At 42.3% G+C, this 20,359-nt stretch carries 18 protein-coding genes and 2 pseudogenes; 16 read left to right on the forward strand and 4 right to left on the reverse strand.

The annotated features are described in order from the left end of the window. The 6 genes and pseudogenes from AC5YCI_RS09200 to AC5YCI_RS09225 all read left to right on the forward strand — a co-directional run. The coding region (locus AC5YCI_RS09200) for a zinc ribbon domain-containing protein (protein WP_496175446.1) at window positions 1-273 on the forward strand (273 nt) is incomplete at its 5' end. Window positions 274-291: 18 nt separating this feature from the next. Beyond that, window positions 292-1,017: pseudogene (locus AC5YCI_RS09205) on the forward strand (alpha-ketoacid dehydrogenase subunit beta); the annotation flags it as partial. Window positions 1,018-1,019: 2 nt separating this feature from the next. Continuing rightward, window positions 1,020-2,543 (forward strand): dihydrolipoamide acetyltransferase family protein, encoded by a 1,524-nt coding sequence (locus AC5YCI_RS09210; protein WP_496175447.1) that lies wholly within the window; start codon window positions 1,020-1,022, stop codon window positions 2,541-2,543. Between the two features lie 9 nt (window positions 2,544-2,552). Next, the gene (locus tag AC5YCI_RS09215) at window positions 2,553-2,699 is read left to right on the forward strand and encodes a hypothetical protein (protein ID WP_496129896.1); all 147 of its coding nucleotides are present in this window, start codon (window positions 2,553-2,555) and stop codon (window positions 2,697-2,699) included. A 151-nt stretch (window positions 2,700-2,850) separates the two neighbouring features. Continuing rightward, a pseudogene (locus tag AC5YCI_RS09220) lies at window positions 2,851-3,057 on the forward strand (oxidoreductase dimerization domain-containing protein); the annotation flags it as partial. 12 nt (window positions 3,058-3,069) lie between these two features. Then, window positions 3,070-3,855: an acetoin reductase gene (locus tag AC5YCI_RS09225; protein WP_496175448.1), complete on the forward strand. Its 786-nt coding sequence runs from the start codon at window positions 3,070-3,072 to the stop codon at window positions 3,853-3,855. 50 nt (window positions 3,856-3,905) lie between these two features. Here the strand turns inward: AC5YCI_RS09225 and putA are convergent, their stop codons facing one another. Next, on the reverse strand, window positions 3,906-7,613 hold the full coding sequence (gene putA / locus AC5YCI_RS09230; RefSeq protein ID WP_496175449.1) for a bifunctional proline dehydrogenase/L-glutamate gamma-semialdehyde dehydrogenase PutA: 3,708 nt from the start codon (window positions 7,611-7,613) through the stop codon (window positions 3,906-3,908). 338 nt (window positions 7,614-7,951) lie between these two features. On the opposite strand from putA, the gene AC5YCI_RS09235 reads away from it, so the two are divergent. Then, window positions 7,952-8,140, forward strand: coding sequence for a PH domain-containing protein (locus AC5YCI_RS09235; RefSeq protein ID WP_496175496.1), 189 nt, complete (start codon window positions 7,952-7,954; stop codon window positions 8,138-8,140). A 127-nt stretch (window positions 8,141-8,267) separates the two neighbouring features. Here AC5YCI_RS09235 and AC5YCI_RS09240 read toward each other — a convergent pair whose 3' ends face one another. After that, on the reverse strand, window positions 8,268-8,549 hold the full coding sequence (locus AC5YCI_RS09240; RefSeq protein WP_496129900.1) for a helix-turn-helix domain-containing protein: 282 nt from the start codon (window positions 8,547-8,549) through the stop codon (window positions 8,268-8,270). A gap of 509 nt (window positions 8,550-9,058) precedes the next feature. Here AC5YCI_RS09240 and AC5YCI_RS09245 point away from each other — a divergent pair. From AC5YCI_RS09245 to AC5YCI_RS09280, 8 genes are read left to right on the forward strand one after another with little or no spacing between them, the layout of a single operon-like run. After that, window positions 9,059-10,519 (forward strand): putative porin, encoded by a 1,461-nt coding sequence (locus AC5YCI_RS09245; protein ID WP_496175450.1) that lies wholly within the window; start codon window positions 9,059-9,061, stop codon window positions 10,517-10,519. 25 nt (window positions 10,520-10,544) lie between these two features. After that, window positions 10,545-11,597 (forward strand): ABC transporter substrate-binding protein, encoded by a 1,053-nt coding sequence (locus AC5YCI_RS09250; RefSeq protein ID WP_496175451.1) that lies wholly within the window; start codon window positions 10,545-10,547, stop codon window positions 11,595-11,597. Between the two features lie 9 nt (window positions 11,598-11,606). Beyond that, entirely contained in the window at window positions 11,607-12,848 is a 1,242-nt protein-coding gene (locus AC5YCI_RS09255) for an MFS transporter (protein WP_496129903.1), read from the forward strand. Next, window positions 12,845-13,669 (forward strand): ABC transporter permease, encoded by an 825-nt coding sequence (locus tag AC5YCI_RS09260; protein WP_496175452.1) that lies wholly within the window; start codon window positions 12,845-12,847, stop codon window positions 13,667-13,669. Before AC5YCI_RS09255 ends, AC5YCI_RS09260 begins: the two co-directional genes overlap by 4 nt. A gap of 3 nt (window positions 13,670-13,672) precedes the next feature. Then, window positions 13,673-14,491: an ABC transporter permease gene (locus tag AC5YCI_RS09265; protein WP_496175453.1), complete on the forward strand. Its 819-nt coding sequence runs from the start codon at window positions 13,673-13,675 to the stop codon at window positions 14,489-14,491. A 5-nt stretch (window positions 14,492-14,496) separates the two neighbouring features. Then, complete coding sequence (locus AC5YCI_RS09270; protein WP_496175454.1) at window positions 14,497-15,507, forward strand: ABC transporter substrate-binding protein; 1,011 nt, start codon at window positions 14,497-14,499, stop codon at window positions 15,505-15,507. A gap of 15 nt (window positions 15,508-15,522) precedes the next feature. Further along, window positions 15,523-16,335: an ABC transporter ATP-binding protein gene (locus tag AC5YCI_RS09275; RefSeq protein WP_496129907.1), complete on the forward strand. Its 813-nt coding sequence runs from the start codon at window positions 15,523-15,525 to the stop codon at window positions 16,333-16,335. Between the two features lie 26 nt (window positions 16,336-16,361). Next, complete coding sequence (locus AC5YCI_RS09280; RefSeq protein ID WP_496175455.1) at window positions 16,362-17,195, forward strand: ABC transporter permease; 834 nt, start codon at window positions 16,362-16,364, stop codon at window positions 17,193-17,195. Between the two features lie 29 nt (window positions 17,196-17,224). Here AC5YCI_RS09280 and AC5YCI_RS09285 read toward each other — a convergent pair whose 3' ends face one another. Next, window positions 17,225-18,415 (reverse strand): MFS transporter, encoded by a 1,191-nt coding sequence (locus tag AC5YCI_RS09285; protein WP_496129909.1) that lies wholly within the window; start codon window positions 18,413-18,415, stop codon window positions 17,225-17,227. An 81-nt stretch (window positions 18,416-18,496) separates the two neighbouring features. Between AC5YCI_RS09285 and AC5YCI_RS09290 the strand changes: the two genes are divergently transcribed. Then, window positions 18,497-19,102: a TetR/AcrR family transcriptional regulator gene (locus AC5YCI_RS09290; RefSeq protein WP_496129910.1), complete on the forward strand. Its 606-nt coding sequence runs from the start codon at window positions 18,497-18,499 to the stop codon at window positions 19,100-19,102. Here AC5YCI_RS09290 and AC5YCI_RS09295 read toward each other — a convergent pair. Beyond that, window positions 19,099-20,166: a sigma-54 interaction domain-containing protein gene (locus tag AC5YCI_RS09295; RefSeq protein WP_496175456.1), complete on the reverse strand. Its 1,068-nt coding sequence runs from the start codon at window positions 20,164-20,166 to the stop codon at window positions 19,099-19,101. The two genes, AC5YCI_RS09290 and AC5YCI_RS09295, sit on opposite strands and share 4 nt — an antisense overlap. Window positions 20,167-20,359: the final 193 nt, after the last annotated feature.

Consider the following 20,359-nt stretch of genomic DNA (forward strand, 5'->3'; position numbering starts at 1 on the left):
AATACAGGATTTTCAGCACTAAAAACAATGCTCAAGTATAAATGCGAGAACGCAGGGGTATTGTTTGAGGAAGTCAATGAAGCCTATACCTCCCAAACTTGTTCGTGCTGTGGTGAGATCACCGCAAGTAGTCCGAAAGGTAGGACAGGTCTTGGAATAAGAGAATGGGAGTGCGTGAGCTGTGGTACGGCTCACGACAGAGATAAAAACTCAGCTCTAAACATTCTTGCGCTTGGGCATAAGCATCTAGCAGTAGGAATCCCCGTCCTTTAGGGCGGTGAGGATGTCAAGGATTTTTATGGCGTGTGTCATGACATGCTGTATAACCAAGCGGCCAAATTCCGCTATATGTTTGGGGGCAAAGCCAAAGCACCTATGGTAGTGCGCGGTATGATTGGCGCAGGATTTTCAGCTGCAGCACAGCATTCACAATCACCCTATCATGTGTTTGCCTCGGTGCCGGGTTTAAAAGTGGTGGTGCCCTCAAGTCCGTATGATGTTAAAGGCTTACTCATGCAAGCCATTCGTGATGATGATCCAGTAGTGTTCTGTGAGCATAAATTACTCTATGACATTACGGGTGAAGTTCCAGACGGGGATTACAGCATTCCTTTTGGTGTCGCCAATTACACCCGTGAAGGTACCGATGTAACCATTATTGCCTTAAGTTTAATGGTGCATCTTGCCAACGAAGTGGCCGATCAATTGGCCAAAGAAGGCATTTCTGTTGAAGTGGTGGATCCACGTACCATCTCGCCTTTAGATGAAGAAGGTATTTTAGAGTCTGTTGCTAATACAGGACGCGTGGTAATTGTGGATGAGTCTGCAGCGCGTTGCGGTTTTGCGCATGATGTTGCGGCACTGATCGCACAAAAAGCCTTTTATGCGCTTAAAGCACCGATTGAAATCGTCACCCCACCACACACACCCGTGCCATTTTCGCCTGTGTTAGAACAAGCATGGCTACCGAGTGTAGAACGTATTGAACGCGCTGTGCGTCAAACCTTGGAGGGCTAACCATGGCGGATATTCAAAGCCTAGAAATCCCAAAATGGGGTTTATCGATGGAAGAAGGCACCATCGTACAGTGGTTGATTCAGGAAGGTGAGTGCTTTAAAAAAGGTCAAGAGCTGTGTGAAATTGAAACCACTAAAATTGTTAATGTATTAGAAGCGCCTTTTGATGGCACCTTACAAAAAATTTTGGCAGAGGTAGGCGATACTTTAGCGGTGGGTAAACCGATTGCACTGTGTAGTGATGAGGCATTAAGTGCTGAAGAAGTCGCGGCTTTTTTACAAGACAACAATTCAAGTGCTACAGCTACACAAGAGCAGCCCGTGATCAGTGCACAAGCACAGGTCACTGAACCCGTTACAGCAGCAACCCAGCAGGCAACACCTGAAACAGTGCCACAAGCATCCAAAACACAGGCGGATAGCGCTTTTGTTATTCCGGCTGCATTACAAGGCTATGATGCGCATTATGCTGGTTTAACCACACCACATGCCAAACGTTTGGCAGCTTTACATAATGTTAATTTAAGCCAAGTGCAAGGCAGTGGCCGTGCCGGTCGAATTAGTGTGGTAGATTTAAGCCAAGCGATACAGGCGGCAGGTGGGCAATGGTCAGAGCCGCGTGCAACACAGGTCGCTGATACACTAAAAAAATCCAAAGCTGATGATAGTGCGGTTTTGGCTACCCCTTTGGCACGGCGTTTGGCGAAAAAATGGGGCATTAATTTGCATGATTGCCGTGCCTCGGGGAGCCGTGGTCGCGTATGTAAAGCTGATGTTGAAGCACGACGTGCACTTGAACAAGGCAATAGCAACGATATCAGCACAGTATCAGCAGTCGCAACACCTACTCGTCAAGCCATGAGTGGCATGCGTAAAGCCATTGCCACGCGTTTACAGCGCGCGAAACAAGATGCACCGCATTTCCGCTTAAGCTGTGATTTGAATATGCAGGCACTCGAGCAGCTTCGTCTTGAAATTAATCAATCTACGCCTGAAGTTAAACTCTCGATCAATGATCTATTGGTCAAGGCAACAGCTGCCGCATTAATGCGCGTGCCTGAGGTCAATGTGCAATATGATGCGACTAAACAAGAGATGATTGCCTTTCAAGATGCAGATATTGCCATTGCAGTGGCCTTAGATGAGGGCGTAATTACGCCAATTATTAAAGCCGCTAATCAAAAATCCTTGGTACAAATTTCCAATGAAGTTCGTGACTTGGCGACACGGGCTAAAACTGGTCAGTTGAAGAATGAGGAGTTTGAAGGTGGCAGTTTTAGCATCTCTAATTTAGGCATGCTTGGAGTATCGCGCTTTGATGCCATTATTAATCCCCCACAAGTGGCGATTTTAGCCTTAGGTGCTGTAGAGAGTCGGCCAATCGTTCAAAGTGAACAGCTTATTGCTGCACGCTTAATGACAGCGACTTTATCTTGTGACCATCGTGTGGTGGATGGGGCATTAGGAGCGAAGTTTCTACAACAGCTCAAACGCTTTGTTGAACAACCTGCGTTGATTTTACTCTAAGCAGATCACATGAGCACACAGCAGTTTGATGTGATTGCGGTGGGTGCGGGTCCGGGCGGCTATATGGCCGCCATTCGGGCAGCACTGCTTTTTGCTATTCGAGAACCCTTATTTGATTTAAAAGTTTTGGTCGCACATAGCCGTCAAGTCTCGTAATAACTGTGAGTGGTATTGCATACTTACTGCAAAAAATTCGGATGCAGCTGTTTTATGGACACGCTAAATTTTTAGCTACAGCCTTATGACAAGTTCAAAGCAGCACAGCATAACAGCAGTTGACTGAATGCAAAAACACAAGTTTTTTTAAACTGTAGTGGATCTCGATAGCGGTGAAATTTTAGGTGCTCATCTAGTGGGTGCAGATATAAAGGAGCAGATATCACCATTTGCTGTGGCACAAGGTTTAGAGGCCACGACTGATGCATTGGCAGACGTTATTTTTCCACATTCTACTTATTCAGAAGCGTTGCATGAATCCATTTTAGCGACTTTGCAACGCGCGATTCATATTTAACGGGAGAACAGCATGCCACAAGGATTACGCGGCAAAGTTGCTTTAATTACGGGGGCGGCACAAGGCATTGGCTTAGGCATTGCCACTCGTTTAGCCCAAGAAGGGGTACACCTTGCCTTGGTAGATCGCTCAGCAGAAAAATTAGCACTTGCTGAACAGCAGCTTGCGCAATATGGAGTCAAGACCACACATTATGTCGCTAATGTTGCTGAATTAAGCCACATCCAACAAGCCATCACACATGCAGAAGCATGTTTAGGTGGCTTTGATATCATGATCAATAATCCGGGCATTGCACAAGTGCAAGCCATTCAGGATGTGACACCAGAAGAATTTCGCCACATTGTCGATATTAATATAGGTGGGATATTGTGGGGGATTCAAGCCGCAGCGCAAAAATTTATGCAGCGCAGGCATAAAGGTAAGATCATTAATGCTGCGTCGATTGCAGCCCATGAAGGTTTTGCTATGTTGGGAGTGTATTCTGCCACTAAATTTGCGGTACGCGCATTGACCCAAGCCGCAGCGAAAGAATATGCGCCATATGGTATTAACGTGAATGCGTATTGCCCAGGGGTCGTCGGCACAGAGATGTGGGTTGAAATTGACCGACGCTTTGCGGAGCTAAGCGGCACTGAAATTGGAGAAACCTATCAGAAATATGTCGCAGGTATTGCCTTAGGTCGCGCAGAAACGCCTGAAGATGTGGCTGGGTTCGTGGCATTTTTAGCCAGTGAAGATGCCAATTATATGACCGGTCAATCAGTGATGATTGACGGTGGTATGGTTTACCGTTAGTGGTAGCGATTCGCTGCTAGGTTGTTCCAAATAGCAGCGAATGAGTGGCTTCAATCAAGGCTCATTAGACTCGCATTACCGCCTGCAGCCGTGGTATTGATACTCACCGCACGTTCGAGGAGTAAGCGCTCAATTGTAATCTCACTATGGCTCACATTCTGCAGGCTGATAATCTGCTCTTGATGCTGAGCAATCATCTGCTGCAATTCAATAAAAGCTGGGGTTTTACCATGATATAAGACCCGATTAAAGTCAGCTTGGTGGATGTTATCCGTTAGACTAAATTGTTGCTGTAAATCAGCAGGGAACTCTTGTAAAAGCTCCATCGCCACGGTTGAATTTGAGCAAAGCACAACTTGGCTGCCAATCGATAAAATTGCGCCCCATTGCTGTAAATAAGCATCGCGCTCACTGGCAATGCTTAAAATACGCGGCTGAGGCAATAAGACATAATCATTTTGTTCACCTGTTGGACCAACAAGGCGTAGTCTCTGATCCAGGGGCAACTGCGGCCAGGTAAATGTAAGGTGAGGCGCATGCTGTTGACACCACTTGCTGAAGCTAAGATAGGCCTGAGGTGGTGATGGGCTTAGGGTCGGCTGAGTAGCAAAACATGGAGTTAGAGGTTTAGGATGACAACTGTGCATTAAACGATACAAATATAAAGGACCACCAGCTTTGGGTCCTGTACCTGATAAACCTTCACCCCCAAAAGGTTGAACCCCAACCACCGCACCAACCATATTGCGATTAATATATAAATTCCCTACTTTGGCTTGTGCCATCCCTTGGTGCATACGCTGATCTAATCGGGTCTGTAAGCCCATGGTCAGGCCATAACCTTTGGCATTAATCGTGTCTATAAGTGCATTGAGTTGTTGCTGCTGATAACTGATCAAATGTAAAACAGGCCCAAATATTTCTTGTTGTAAATCATTTAAATCAGGCAATTCAATTAAGGTAGGTGCAATAAAATAACCCTGCTCAAGTCTGGTCGTGGCAGGCATGACAGTTTGATGAACGGCATAGCCTTTAGCACGCATTTTCTCAATATGTTGTAGGATGTTTCGTTGTGCTGTGTGGTCAATGACGGGTCCTACATCTGTGGCTAAATGTTTAGGATTGCCGATTTGGAGCTGTTGCATCGCGCCAATCAGCATATCGCGTATCACAGGGTAAACCTCTTGTTGCACACATAACAGGCGCAGTGCTGAACAGCGTTGACCGGCACTGTCAAATGCTGAGCTTAAAACATCTGTGACCACTTGTTGACACAGCGCGGATGAATCCACCAACATTGCATTTTGTCCACCAGTTTCTGCAATCAAGGTGACGCTTTGCCCGTACTGGTCAACCCGTTTGGCCAGAGTGTGTTGTATAAGCTTGGCCACTTGAGTAGAGCCTGTGAATAACACCCCTTGCACCCGTTGATCTTGGACCAACGCTGCACCGACTTGCTCACCTGTACCGGGCAGCAGTTGTAATATGGTTTTGGGTACACCAGCTTGCCAAAACAGTTTAACTGCATAAGCTGCAATTAATGGCATTTGTTCGGCAGGTTTAGCCAATACGCTATTGCCCGTGACCAAAGCCGCCGCCACTTGACCTGTAAAAATGGCCAGTGGGAAATTCCATGGACTAATACATACTAGTGCACCTAAAGCTTGCATCTGCGTCTCTTGAGCTAGGGCAAGGATTTGAGCGGCATAATAGCGTAAAAAATCAATAGCCTCTCGTACTTCAGCGAGTGCATTGGCATAGCTTTTTCCACTTTCACGTACTAATAACAGCATTAATTCTTGGCAATGCTGTTGCATTAAATCCGCACAACGTTGTAAACAGGTAGCACGTGTAGCTTTGGGGGTGTTTTGCCAACGATGTTGCTGCGCCACAGCATGTTGTAAAGCCGATTCAATCTGAGTTGCACTGGCCTGCCATACGTGTCCAACAACATCTTGTGGATTGGCAGGATTAAGGATGGGCTCACTTAAACCTATAGGTTGTTCTAAAGGCATGGCTTGATAACATTGATCTTTAAATTGATATGCATTTTGATTAAGTATGGTTAAGCACAGATCGTCATTTAAATCTAATCCCATTGAATTTAAACGTGAATTGCCATACAAATGCAGCGGGTGTGGCAGGGCAGGATGCGCAGAGCCGATGCTTTGGCTGCGGCTATATTTCAATATGCTGTGTTGGGGAGATTCGATCAAGTCTTCAAGACTTAAACTTGCATCGCTGATCCGATGTACAAATGAAGTATTGGCGCCGTTTTCAAGCAAACGCCTCACTAAATAAGCCAATAAAGTATCATGTTTGCCAATAGGAGCATAAATGCGACACGTTATCCCCAATTTTCCATCTGCCATTGTGCCAACCACCTGCTGATATAGCGCTTCGCCCATGCCATGCAAACATTGAAACTCATAAGGGTGGGGGTGTGGTGCAGCAGATTGTGCCAACACATAAATGCTGGCGAAGGTTTGCGCATTATGTGTTGCAAATTGCGGATAAACATAGTCAATCGCCGTGAGCAACTTTTGTGCACAATTTAAATAGGCAAGGTCTGTATGTGCTTTACGAGTAAATACAGGATAGTCAGGCATGCCCTCTTGTTGCGCTTTTTTGATTTCACGATCCCAATAGGCACCCTTCACCAAGCGAATCATCAGACGATGTTGACTGCGTTTGGCTAAATCAATGGCCTCATCCACCACGGCGCAAGCACGCTTTTGATAGGCTTGAATCACAAAACCCAACCCATCCCAGTCAGCTAATTCTGGTTCAAAACATAAGCGTTCTAATAGATGGAATGACAAGGCTAAACGTTCGCTTTCCTCAGCATCAATATTGAGACCCAACTGATAATGTTTGGCCCATGTGGCCAAATGCAATAATTGAGGATATAGCTCAGCCTCTACACGCTGAAGCTGCGCACGTTGATAGCGTGGATGTAGGGCTGAGAGTTTGATCGAAATTCCTGGGCTATCATACACCCCCTGGGCTTGTGCTGATCTACCAATGGCATGAATTGCAGCCAGATAGTCTTGGTAATAGCGTTCAGCCTCAGAGGCTGTTAGCGCTGCTTCACCGAGCATATCGTAAGAATAACGAAAACCACGTTGTTGTAAGGCATGTGCACGTTGAAGCGCTTTGTCGATGCTTTGTGCCATGACAAATTGTTCACCCATCATACGCATAGCATAGTCCAACATATGGCGAATTAAACCACGACTGCTTTTGGCAAATAATTGCCGTAGCAAACTTGATAAATGATCAGGATCAGCGTGTTGGAGTAAGCGACCTGTGAGCAACAACCCCCAAGCTGCAGCATTGACGAACAATGAAGGGCTTTTCCCGATATGTGCGTGCCAATCACCATGTGAAATTTTATCTTCAATGAGTAAATCACGCGTGCTTGCATCTGGGATGCGCAGTAAAGCTTCAGCCAAACACATTAAGGCTATACCTTCTTGCGAAGATAAAGAAAACTGCTGTAATAAGCTGTGTACATGTCCTCGTTGTGTTGTTTGGTCATTACGTAAGGCTGTACTGAGTGTTAAGGCCAAAGCATCAATCTGCTGTTGGGTTGATTGAGGGATGTGGCAAGCTTTCATTAGCTGCGCTACGCAATCAGCTTCTGCTGCGTAATGCGCTGTGCCAATAGCGGATTTGAGCTGATTCTGAGGAATAAAATCAGTGATATAGTTTGAGGCGAAAGAGTGTTGTTGATTTGGCATGCGACTACACCTCATCTACAGAATGATGGATATTATTTAAGTTTTCTTATAGATTCATCATACCTAAAGCAGAGAGCACATGGCTATAAAAAACTGTGCGCAGGCTAGGATAGATGTCGAGATTCAGGCTCAATTTAATCTTAATATCAACATTGCTTAAGTTGAATCTCACGCTATACAATCTAGAGATGAATGATACGACTTGACCTTAAGGACACACGATCATGATGCATAGCTATCGTTCAAAAATTGATATTTGGTTACTATTGCTTTTGGCATCAATCAGCTTATTTTTATTATATCAGTTGTATGACTTTATGCTTTTAACAGCATCTGGGCTAAGTCGTGTGCTCATGCTTGGGCTATATATCAGCATTTTTTATTGCCTATGGCTACCACTATGCAACACACGTTATCAGTTGCATGAAGATCATTTAAGCATAAGAAGTATGTGGTTTAGCTGGCGTATCGAGTTGAATCAAATTCAAAGTATACAACCTTGTGTGAGTTTCATCTGTGCAACGCTTAGAAATTATTTATAATGTTCATGGTTTTCATGAAAGTATCTTCATCTCTCCACATCAATTGACTGCATTTCATATAGCGTTACAACAGAAAATAGCTGCGCAGCACACAAGTGGATAAAAATATATGCTGCAGCTTACTGATCTACTGATAAATTTGATGGATCTGAATAAATAATTGTTTGACTTTTTCATTGCTCATGACGTAAACAAAATCCGTATCTTGTTTAATCAAAGTAATCATACGTGCTTTACGTAATGCCATTAAAGCTTGATTGAGCGCAGTACCACTTAAGTTCAATTGAGCGCTTAATTGTTCAACCGTTAAGGCTTGATCAGAGAGCGCCGAAAGTACAACCAAGGTATGAGGACGCGTGAGGGCGATTAAATGTTCTTGCAACAAAGCAAGGTGATCTACATTTAGCATAACTAACCAAAAAGTTAAAAATCTTATATTTGTAACAACAACATAACATAACTTTGTTTGAACACAAATCTGTGCGGTCTTTTAAAATATGCGCGAATGACTCAGATATAGGCTAAGTTAGATGCTTCATATATAGTGGATAAACTGCTAAGTGGCTTTAAAAAAATAATAAGGGCAAATGCTCAACTGTTAGATTATCAACAATAAAAAGGTTGTAAAACAACATACTAAATTGAATATTTTTTTAAAGAATATAAAAATCAAAAACTTATATTGTTGGCATGCTTATTGATATATAGCTTGGCATTCACTTAAGAAAAAATGGGAACGTCATGATTTACCCTCACTTTGTTATATGCCGCGTGACTTTGCAAAGCAGGCTGCTGATGTGTTGTGACGCAATGTCACATTAATTTAAGGCGCAATCTTGCGCTGCACATTTTTTAATTTTTTCCTCACTCCACACTACTTATTTGGTGAGGATCAGCTTTGCCTTAGGAAATTGGTCTGTGAAAACATTAACACAAAAAACGCTTGTTTTGGCAATTGGTACGATTTTAAGTAGCAGTTCAGTATTTGCAAATGAAGTACAGCAAGAATTAAGCAGTCTAAAACAGCATTTAGCAGGTCTACAGCAACGTATTGCACAATTAGAACGATATACAACGGCACCGCCAGAGCCAACTGACACCTTAAATGCAACCCAAGTTGCTTTAGATGATGAGGCCATTGAAGAGACAGCAGTACAGCTTGCCACTTCAGATGATATTCAAGGGGTACGTAGTGAGTTAGAAAATTATAAATATGATCAGTCACGTCAGTATGAACGTCAAACGGTCAAATCAGCACGTGACACAAGCTTGTATGGAACAGTACAAGTCCGTGCCCAAGCACAAGATCATAAAAACTCACCTCATCAATCCAAATCAACCTTCGATATTGCCACTGCGTTAATTGGGGTGCGGGGTAACTTGTATAAAGATTATAACGAAGGTAAGAATCTCGATTATCAACTGTCTTATGGCTACTCCAAACGCAATGATGGCAGCAATAATAGTAATTTTAATTTACTGGAAGCTTTCTTACGTTATCACGTTTTCTCAACCAACGCTGGTTTAGAAACCCCGAAGCTGAATGCCACCTTAGGTCAGCAACTGTTGCCATTTGGTCTAGATGTGCAATCGCCTGAAGATTTACGCCCAACCATTACTTATGCATCCGCAGCCACCAATTTAGGTTTATTTACCCGTCAAAATGGTCTCGTAGTGCGTGGTGATGTGAAACCGTTTGTAGATTATGGTGCGAATTATCGTGCGCCATTGTTGGAATATGCCCTAGGCATCACCAATGGCAATGGCAGCAATAAGACGGATGATAATGACAGCAAAGATTTAATTGCTAGAGCTTCATTTACCCTGCCTGTGGACTATAACAGCTGGTTACGTGAGCTTAAATTGGGTGCCAGCTATTTAAAAGGTGAGGCACGTTTAACCAATTTTGGTTTTAGTACAGATGAGGCACAACGCGATCGACTCGGCTTTGATGTGTATTACAACCATGCGCCATTTGGTGCAACGTACGAATATATTCAAGGTAAAACTGATTATATAACCCAAACAGGTTTTCAGCATGCTAAGTCTGAAGGGCATACCTTTACTGCATTTTATACCCTGGGTGATCAGTTCTATAACAGTATTAAATCTAATGCCAAATTTGATGATTTCTGGCCTAAGTCTATACAAGGTTACTACCGATTTGACCGCTTTAACCCCAATACTCAACTCAAAGATTATCAAGATCCAGTCAGTGGTCGTATCGGTGAATACGATATTCATTCATTGGGTTTAAACCTGTTTTTTGCTCAAACCACTAAGTTACAACTGCAACTCAATCAATATCTGTACGCGCTTGAAACAGCTACCCAAAAAGATAACAGCGAAGTACTCGCACAATTCCAGTACACCTTCTAATGATATTTTAAATCAGGACTTTATTATGAAAATTTCTCAACGTTTGACTGCAACATTATGGGCATTATCCGCTTTAGGCTTAAGTTTTAGCGTATATGCTGCCACTCCCAAAGAAATTCGCATCTCGGTATCGAGTGCAGGTGAAGGGGGTAAGCCTAAGGTAGGTAGTAGTTTTGTAGCAACCGCACATTTACGCGGTGTTTTAGAACAAGAATTTAAAAAAGATGGCGTTCAGGTGAAGTGGCTATTTTTTCCAGGTGCAGGCCCTGCAACCAACGAAGCATTGGCCAATGGTAAAGTCGATTTTGCTTTACAAGGTGATTTACCATCAATCGTGGGACGTTCGACTGGCTTAAAAACCAAAATTCTCTTCAGCTCAGGTCGTTTTGGTCCAGTCCATGTGGTTGTTCCTGCCGATTCAACTGCTAAAACAGTGGCAGATTTAAAAGGCAAGAAATTCTCTAACTTTAAAGGTACCAATGGTCAAATCACCCTAAACCGTGTTCTGGCACGCCATGGTTTGTCAGAAAAAGATTTACGTGTGATTAGTCAAGATGGTTATTCAGCGCGTGCTGCTTTAGCCACTAAAGATATTGATGCAACTATCACTTCTCCTTGGAGTCTAGAGGCACGGGGTGTAGCCAAACGTTTAACCACGATTAATGATCGTACAGTGTCACCTTTGTCTAGTTTTTGGGTGACAGAAAGCTTTGAAAAACAATACCCTGAAACTGTACAACGTGTGGTGACCACGTTAATTAAACAAGCACACTGGAGCTCACAAGAGGCTAACCGTACTGCGCAATATAAACTATGGTCACAAAGTGGGATTCCATTCTTAGATTACCAAAAAGACTGGGCTGGTGGTGCAATTAAAGATCGCATGACGCCTTTATTGGATGAGTTTCATCGTTCACAAATCAATGATGCAGTGCGTATAGCCAAAAATGCACGTTTAATTCGCCGTGATGTAGATACTGCAACCTGGTATGAGCCGAAGTACCTCAATCATGCTTTAAAAGACCTGAATTTACAAAATTATTGGTCGCAATTTAATGCCAAAGGCCAAGCCAAATAAGGAGGTATGATGAAAGCTTTAGACTCTGCTGAAACAATGCCTTTAAGCCTTCAATTTACCAGTAGCTTTATTGGGTTGACCATTTTAGCAGGTCTGGCAGTGGGGGTGGCACGTGTGGTCACCTCGCTGTATGCAGTGCATATTCAAGCCACGGAACTGCAACTGGGTTTAATTGCTGCAGCACAAAGTATAGGTTTATTGCTGATGGCTTTGCCTGTAGGGGTATTGGTACAGCGCTTTGGGAGCTTAAAGATTTTTAGTTTAGGCAGCCTACTTGCTGCATTGTTATATAGCTTACAGCCATGGCTGAACAATGCATGGTATCTGTTGCTGATTACAACCTTGGTCAGTTTTGTACTACCTATGCGTTTTGTCTCTATTCATACTGTATTTTTAAGTCATTTGCGTGCTTTAGGGCCTGCTAAGGCGGGATGGTTCCGCGGTTCACATATGTTGGGATTTTTCTTGATTGCACCGAGTTTAGGTGCATGGATTTTACAAATCTTAGGATATGAATGGGCATTTTTTGCAGTAGCAATTTTATTTGTAGCAGCCATTAGCTTAGCGCCACTGTGCTTTAAAGAAGCCCAGCCCAAAGCACTACAACCGGCATTTGTATGGCGTGATTTGCTTGCACCCTTACAGTTAATCAAAACGCAGCCTCAGTTACGCACTATTTGCAGTTTGGAATTTTTAAGTAACAGCGCCAACAGTTACTTTGGTTTTTTTATTGTGGTGATCGCCATTCAAAACTTTGGGTTTGAAGCACCGCTGGCCGTGATGCTGCTGACGGTACAAGGTTTGGTGTTTGTCGGCAGTTTATTTAGCCTAGGCGCTTTGGCCGAAATTATGGGTTATTACAAATTTTATTTAATCAGTTTGCTGCTTATCAGCCTGGGCTTATTGATTTTAAGTTTTACCCAAAGTGCATTTTGGCTCTGGCCAGCCAGCCTAAGCTTAGGCCTAGGTTTAGGCATGTTACATATTGCTAACTTTATGTCGTTTGCCAAGGTGGGAGAACAAACCTCTATGCATCAAATTTCACCTTTACTGGCCTTGGTGGGGCCTGCGGGTGGTTTGCTCGGTGGCTTAGCGGGCGCAGCTTTGGGACATTCGATTGGCTTACAAAACTTATTTGCACCAATTGGCTTAGCATTTTTATTGATGACCATCTTTATTTTTAAAAGCTCAAGTTTTCAACAATTTTTACAAACGGAACAACATTCAAAATTACAGAGGCAAGAACCATGAGCTATATTCAACAGGCTGCGTCGGTCACTTGGCAGAGGCAGTTATTTTCTAAAAGCTTAAAAACCATTTTTGCACTGCTGTGTGCTTTAGTTTTACCGATGCTAGTACTGTGTTTATGGTGGGTGGCTTTTGAACGCCAGTGGTTACCTGAACAAATTTTACCTGCGCCAGAATGGGTATGGTTGACCACCATAGAATTATGGCAAAGCGGTGATTTACAAACAAATTTTAGCATAAGTGCAAAACGAATTTTTTATAGCGTGTTGCTCGGTAGTAGTCTTGCCTTTGCTTTAGGGATTTGGTTCGCCTTATCAAAAACAGCAACACGGTATGTATTGCCTACTGTTAATTTGGTGGCGCAATTTCCGATTATTGGTTGGATTCCACTACTGATGATTTTTTTAGGGATTGATGAAGCTTTAAAAATTGTCGCGATTTCCTTTGCGGTGTTGACTCCTGTATTGGTTGCCACCATCAAAGGCATCCAAAACGTGTCCCAGCAGGTACTTGAAGTCTCAAAAGTGTATCAATTTTCACAAGCACAAACCTTTTATAAGGTCATTTTACCCAGTAGCTTACCAAGCTTAATGAGCGGTTTGCGCCAAGGCGTTATGCAAGCATGGTTGGCTTTAGTGTTTGTAGAGCTGTTGGCAAGTAGTGAAGGTATTGGCTTTTTAATGGTATGGGGCCGTCAACTCATGCAGATGGACATTGTATTTATGGCCATTGTACTCATTGGGTTAACCGGTTTTATCTTAGATAGTGTGTTGGGACAGATTGAAAAATATAGTCGTTATTATGCAACACGGGTGAGGAATTAAAAGATGACTAGCATTGTTTCTAATACAACACAGCCCGCCTTGCCAGCACAAAAACTTTGGCAACGTCGTAGCATACGTGTAGGTCAAGCACTTATTTTTCCTTTTGCGCTCATTTTATTGTGGAGTATGGCATGCACAAGTGGTTGGGTTGACACTAAGATCGTGCCTTCGCCTGCACAAGTGCTTAAAACTTTAATTGCAACTCTAAATCATCCCACTTTTTGGCAAGGTGTGGCAGCTAGCTTAGCGCGTAATTTAACAGGTTATCTGGTGGGTGCTAGTTTGGGAGTGTTGTTCGCTTTAATCATTGGTAGTTCTAAAATTGCCAATTGGTTTTTTGCACCTAGCTTTCATATGTTGCGTCAAATTTCTTTATTTGCTTGGCTGCCCATTTTATCGAGCTTTTTAGGTACAGGAAATAGCGCCAAAATTCTATTTATTATTTTATCGGTGTTTTATCCGGTGGCCCTGCATAGCTTAGAAGGCATTCGCAGTATCTCGCACAAACATCGTGAAGTGGCAGCAGTCTATCAATTTCCTTGGGCTTATCGTTATCAAAAGCTGATTTTACCAGGTGCAGCACCGCAGATTTTCGTGGGTTTACAGTTGGGTTTAATCTTTGCTTGGCTCGCAACAGTAGGCTCTGAATTTCTATTGGCCAATTATGGGGTGGGTATTGGCAACTTGGTAATTCGTGGACGTGAGCAATTTAATGTGGCGCTCATCATAGTAGGGATGCTGGCTATTGGTGGTTTAGGTATTGTATTTAATCAAATTTTAGTCGCAATTGAACGCCGTGTACTGGCGTGGCGAGTGAGGTAAAGCATATGAAAAAAATAATCGCTGCCTTAAGTTTAAGCATCTTGGCTGCTCTTGGGAGTGTGGGCTGTGTCAACGACCGTCAAGCTAGCACAGACAAAGTGACTGAGCTGCGTTATCAGAGCGCAGCAGGTCTAGTCAATTTAGCTGAACTGGCACAGGATCTTGGTTACTTAGGTGATTTAAAACTCAATTATGTCGGCACAGTACAGGGCGGCCCACAAGATTTACTCACTCTGGTAGCCGGTGATGTTGATTTTGCTTCGGCTTTTAATGGTGCTGTGGTGAAGGTGGTTGCGGCAGGCTTAGATGTGGTGCCAGTGGTGGCTTCCTATGGCAGTAACCAAGCGCAATCTGTGGGTTTTTATGTTTTAGAAGACAGTCCGATTCGCTCACCACGAGATTTTATTGGTAAAAAAGTCGCCATGAATGCCTTTGGTGCACATTACGACTTTGTATTACGTGATTACTTACAAAAATCAGGTTTAAGCCAACAAGAAATCGCACAAGTTGAAATGATTCTTTTGCCGCCCATTAGTTCAGAGCAAGCCCTACGCAATGGACAAATTGATGTGGCAGTTTTGTCGAATATTTTAGAGAAACGCGCTTTGAAAAATGGGGGAGTACGTAAAATCTTTGCGGATATTGATTTATATGGCGGTTTCACCGCAGGTAGTTATTCAATGCGTAAAGATTTCATTGAAACCCAACCGGAAGCATATCAGGTCTTTGTGTCAGGTGTGGCCAGAGCGCATCGTTGGTTACAGACCACACCAGTTGAGGAAGTACAGGCACGTTTTAGTCGTATTATTCAAGAACGTGGACGCAATGAAAACCAAGCCTTAATTCCCTACTTTGTTGGTTATGGTGTGGATGAAATAGGTGGGGTACAAAAAGCACAAGATTTTGCCCCATGGATCGCACAAATGCAGGCAGCAGGTAAATTAAAACCTCAACAAATTCAAGCAGAAAACATTTTTAGTAATGTCGGCAATCCTTATGCTCAGCCATCAAATTAAACAGGAATAACAACAATGACGATTGCACTTAAACTTGACCATGTTCGTAAAGAGTTTCCAGCTAAAAATGCTCAAGCATTTGTGGCGGTTGAAAATATTAGTTTAGATATTCATCAAGGCGAATTTGTTTCCATTGTTGGGCCATCAGGCTGTGGTAAATCTACCTTACTTGATTTAGTCGCAGGTTTAACGAAGCCTACCCATGGACAGATATTACTCAATGGCAAGACCATTACTGGACCAGGACTCGATCGTGGCATTGTATTTCAACAATATGCGCTGTACCCATGGCTCAATGCGCTACAAAATATTGAATTTGGCTTAGAGGCCAAAGGGGTAGATAAAAAAACACGCCGTGAAAAAGCTGAATATTATTTAAAATTGGTGGGTCTAGCAGGTTTTGAACAGCATTATCCAAATGAATTATCAGGTGGGATGAAACAACGTGTCGCTATTGCACGTAGTTTGGCCTATGAGCCTGAAATTTTATTGATGGATGAACCATTTGCAGCACTAGATGCACAAACGCGCGAAACCTTACAAGAAGAATTGATCAATATTTGGAAAAAATCTGGTAGCACCATCATTTTTATTACTCATAGTATTGATGAGGCGATCTACTTAAGTCAGCGCGTGGCAATTTTGACCTCACGACCAGGTCGTGTAAAGCAAGTCATTGAGATTCCAAAACTCCTACAGGGCAAAGGTCAAGATGTTCGCTCAACACCAGAATATGGACACATTCGGCATCATATTTGGACGCAATTGAGTGAAGAAGTGATAAAAGCACAAGCCTTTGAAAAAAATAAACAATTACAACATGCCTAATGCATAAAAAATTAAGAGGAAATTTCATGTCAAATTTAGATCAAAATACATTGGCTTATCCCAAGCCCTATGCTCAACCTCCAGCACGTTTCCAAGTCACTTGGTTAAATACCGTGTTTAAACGTTCAATTGCTCTATTATTGTTCTTTTTGTTGTGGGAAATTTTACCGCGTATTGGCGTAGTGAGTGCCGCATTTTTACCGCCTATTTCGACTGTATTACACACCACCTGGGACTTATACATCAATGGCCAGTTAAGAACCCATATTTCAGTCAGTCTAACCCGTTCTTTAATTGGCTTTGTGCTGGCATTACTCATCGCAATCCCGCTGGGTTTAATTTTGGGTTGGTATAAATTGGTGGCGGAAACTTTAAACCCTTTACTCGAATTGTTTCGTAATACAACCGCTTTGGCCCTAATGCCAGTCTTCATTTTATTTTTAGGCATTGGTGAAGTGTCTAAAATTAGTTTACTGGTTTATGCTTGCACATGGCCAATTCTACTCAACACCATCTCTGGTGTACAAAATGTCGATCCTCTCTTCATTAAATCAGCACGTACCATGGGTTTAAAGCCATATCAGTTATTTCGTAAGGTCATTTTACCTGCCGCTGTACCGACGATTTTTGTTGGGATTCGATTAGCAGGGGCTATTTCAGTATTGGCATTGGTTGCAGTTGAAATGTTTGGTGCTAAAGCAGGTTTGGGCTATTTAATTATGTACTCACAATTTAGTTTTGAGATTCCAGAAATGTTCGTAGGTATTCTCGTGATGACCCTCGTGGGCTTAGGATTTAACTATGGTTTATTGGCCATTGAAAAACATTTTACCGCTTGGAAGAAAAATCCTGTGGAATAAATTAAAAATAACATCACTTAAAAAGCCGATCATAAGATCGGCTTTTTTTGATGGCGTTGAATATAAGCTAATTGGATAAAAACCCATGCTATGCAGATCAAAATCAGTAAACTAAACACCACAAGAGAAGTTAAAACATTAAAGTAGTCGATGATGATACTCGACAACAAAATGGGCCAAATACTGCCTTGATAGGCGATTAATAAAAAGCTAGATAAGACACCACTATGTTGTTTTTCCACCAGTTTAGTCACAAAAAAATAAGCTGGATTTAAACTATAGCCATGACCAAGGCCCACAAATAACACACTCAAGGCCAAAAAAATGAACTGATGTGTCCATTGGGCTAGAAATAGTGTCAAGCAACCCAGTACTAGAAAGCAGCCACCTAAGACCAAGCATTTGATTTCATCTAACAATTTCGTCGAGAGCTGTGCTAAAAACGACACCAATAAAATTAAAGAGATGGCAGCGCCAGTCAAGGTGGCTGAAGATTGAAGAGGTAATTCTTTTAAAAAAGTACCCGCTAGAGCAGCATATAAACTAAAGGCGGCAAAACAGCAGGCTGCGATGATTGCGCAGATCCAAAATAAACGTCGATCCTTTGTATCAATTGGAGTACTCCAGAGGCGTATTTTAGTCAATGCGGGTGTTGGCAGCGGAGCTTTAATGAAACAACAGGCTATAAAAACTAAAGTGGATAGCCCAGCAATCACTAAATAAGGTGTGATCAAGGGTTCAATCAAGTGATCTGCCATGAGCCCACCTAAAATTGGTCCCAAGCCAAAACCTAAAACTGTGATTAAAGAAGATAACTTACCTGCCTGATGAGGTTTAGCAAAAGGATACTTATGGGCTAAACCAATCACAGTTGCTGTACACAGAAGACCAGATGAAATCCCAATAAAGAAGCGTGCCATACATAATTGCCAGATATCTGCTGCGTAGGCAGAAAATACTAAACCTAAAATGCTGATCAATAATCCGCGCAATACTGTGGCTTTATAGCCATAGCGGCCAATCCAACCATTTAAGAAGAGCAAAGTGAACACCACACCAAACATATAGGTAATAAAGGCATAGCCAATTTCACTGGTGCTAATATGCCAATCTGTTACATAAAGAGCATAAAGGGGGCTGGCAAGGGCAGTACTTAAAGCACCTAGGCAGAGGCAAAGTGCCAAAACTAGGTATTCCACAATATTAGGTGAATCCTGCATAATAGTACTTAAAAATGAATATTGGGTCGATTTTAAGTAAAAGTGAATCGGTGGTCAATTTTATTGAGGTAACAGGTATTAATGAAAAAGCGACGTCCTTCTCTGGCAAAAACCAATGCAACACGACAAAAAATCATTCTTGCTGCATTACAGCAGTTTAAAGTATACGGTTTTGCGGCGAGTAAAATCGCAGATATAGCCCTATTCGCAGGGGTGGGTAAAGGGACAATTTATTCTTATTTTCAGACTAAAAATGCTTTATTTGAGGGGGTGATTGACTATTTAATTCAGGAGACCTATCACCCCATTCAAAGCCATGAAATTCCAGAAGATATTTCAGTTCAATCATTTATTTTGCAGGAAATTTTACCAGCATTGGCCACTTTAGAGTCCGCAGGACGGGCCGATATTGCGCGCTTAATTTTAAAAGAGGGGGGTAATTTTCAAGATATTCAGCAATTGTACTATCAGAAAGTTTATTTGCCGAGTTGTTTAGAAATTGAAAAATTGCTGCAGCTGGCCATGACACGTGGTGAGCTAAAGGCAACTCAATCTGCCCAACAACTGACACTTTTGATTTTGGCACCTATTTGGATGGGAATGATTCATAACGGCATACTTGCACCTGAACAACCGGTCAACTTAGATGAGTTATTTCAGGTGCAAGTTCAAGCGTTATTTAATTAAAGTAAACCATATTTAATTAAACGAGTGCGAACAACATTGCGAGTCACACCTAATAAACGAGCCGTATGTACTTGGTTGTATTGGCAGTGTTGATAAGCTGAACGGATAAACTGTCCCTCTAGTAAATCATTAATATTGGTATCTAATTGATTGGCTGCTTCAAATAATTGCTGAAAAGTGTTTTGTAATAAAGCTTCAGCTTGGCTAGAGCTTTGAATATCAGTGGCCAATTTAGATGCAGTTAAGCTCGGCACTTTGCTTTGAGAGAGGCTAGAAAAGCTAATATTTTCGGGTTCAATCCAACCATTTTCACTGACCAGTACCGCATGATGAATCGTATTTTCAAGTTCACGGATATTTCCCGGCCAACGATGTTGTAGCAGTTTCTTAGCTGCTAAATCACTAATCTTTAACGGCGTCGCATGTGGGTCAGTTTGGTAACGTTCTACAAAAAACTTAGCCAAAGGTAAGATATCTTGGCGACGATCAGCCAATTTTGGAATATTGAGTAATGCCACGTATAAGCGGTAGAACAGATCTTCGCGGAAGCGTCCTTCGCGCACGGCTTGCTCTAAATCCACATGCGTTGCTGCAATAATACGTAGATTGATTGGAATTGGTTTTAAAGAACCAACACGGACAATTTCACGTTCTTGTAAAATACGCAGTAATTTCACTTGCATACTCAAGGACAAATCGCCAATTTCGTCTAAAAATAAAGTGCCATTATGTGCAGCTTCAAACCAACCCATACGACTGTTAACTGCGCCAGTAAAAGCGCCTTTTTCGTGACCGAAGAGTTCACTTTCAGCTAGGCTTTCGGTTAAAGCACCGCAGTTGACTGCAATAAAAGGCCCATCACAGCGATGGCTTAAGGCGTGAATTTGTCGTGCCACCAGTTCTTTACCGGTACCTGTCTCCCCAATAATGAGTGCATTGGCATCGCTTGGAGCAATTTGTTGTATTCGAGACAGCAAGGCTTGTGATAAAGGATCGACAAAAATATTAGCACGGGCGCGGACATTTTGCTTCGTTTGGCTTAAAGGGTGCGTATATATTGACATATTGTTATCACTTGTAATTGTTAAATTGGCATTATGATCAATGAAAAATCAACAAAATTAAAATAATATATCAAGAAGAGATTATGAGCATGTGAGATAAAATAAAAACATCAATACTTATCTTAAAATAAGATAAATGTCTGCTATATAACTAAATAAAAAATCGAGATAACTTGAATGATAAAAATTGAGT

Source organism: Acinetobacter sp. CY17 (assembly GCF_059515825.1).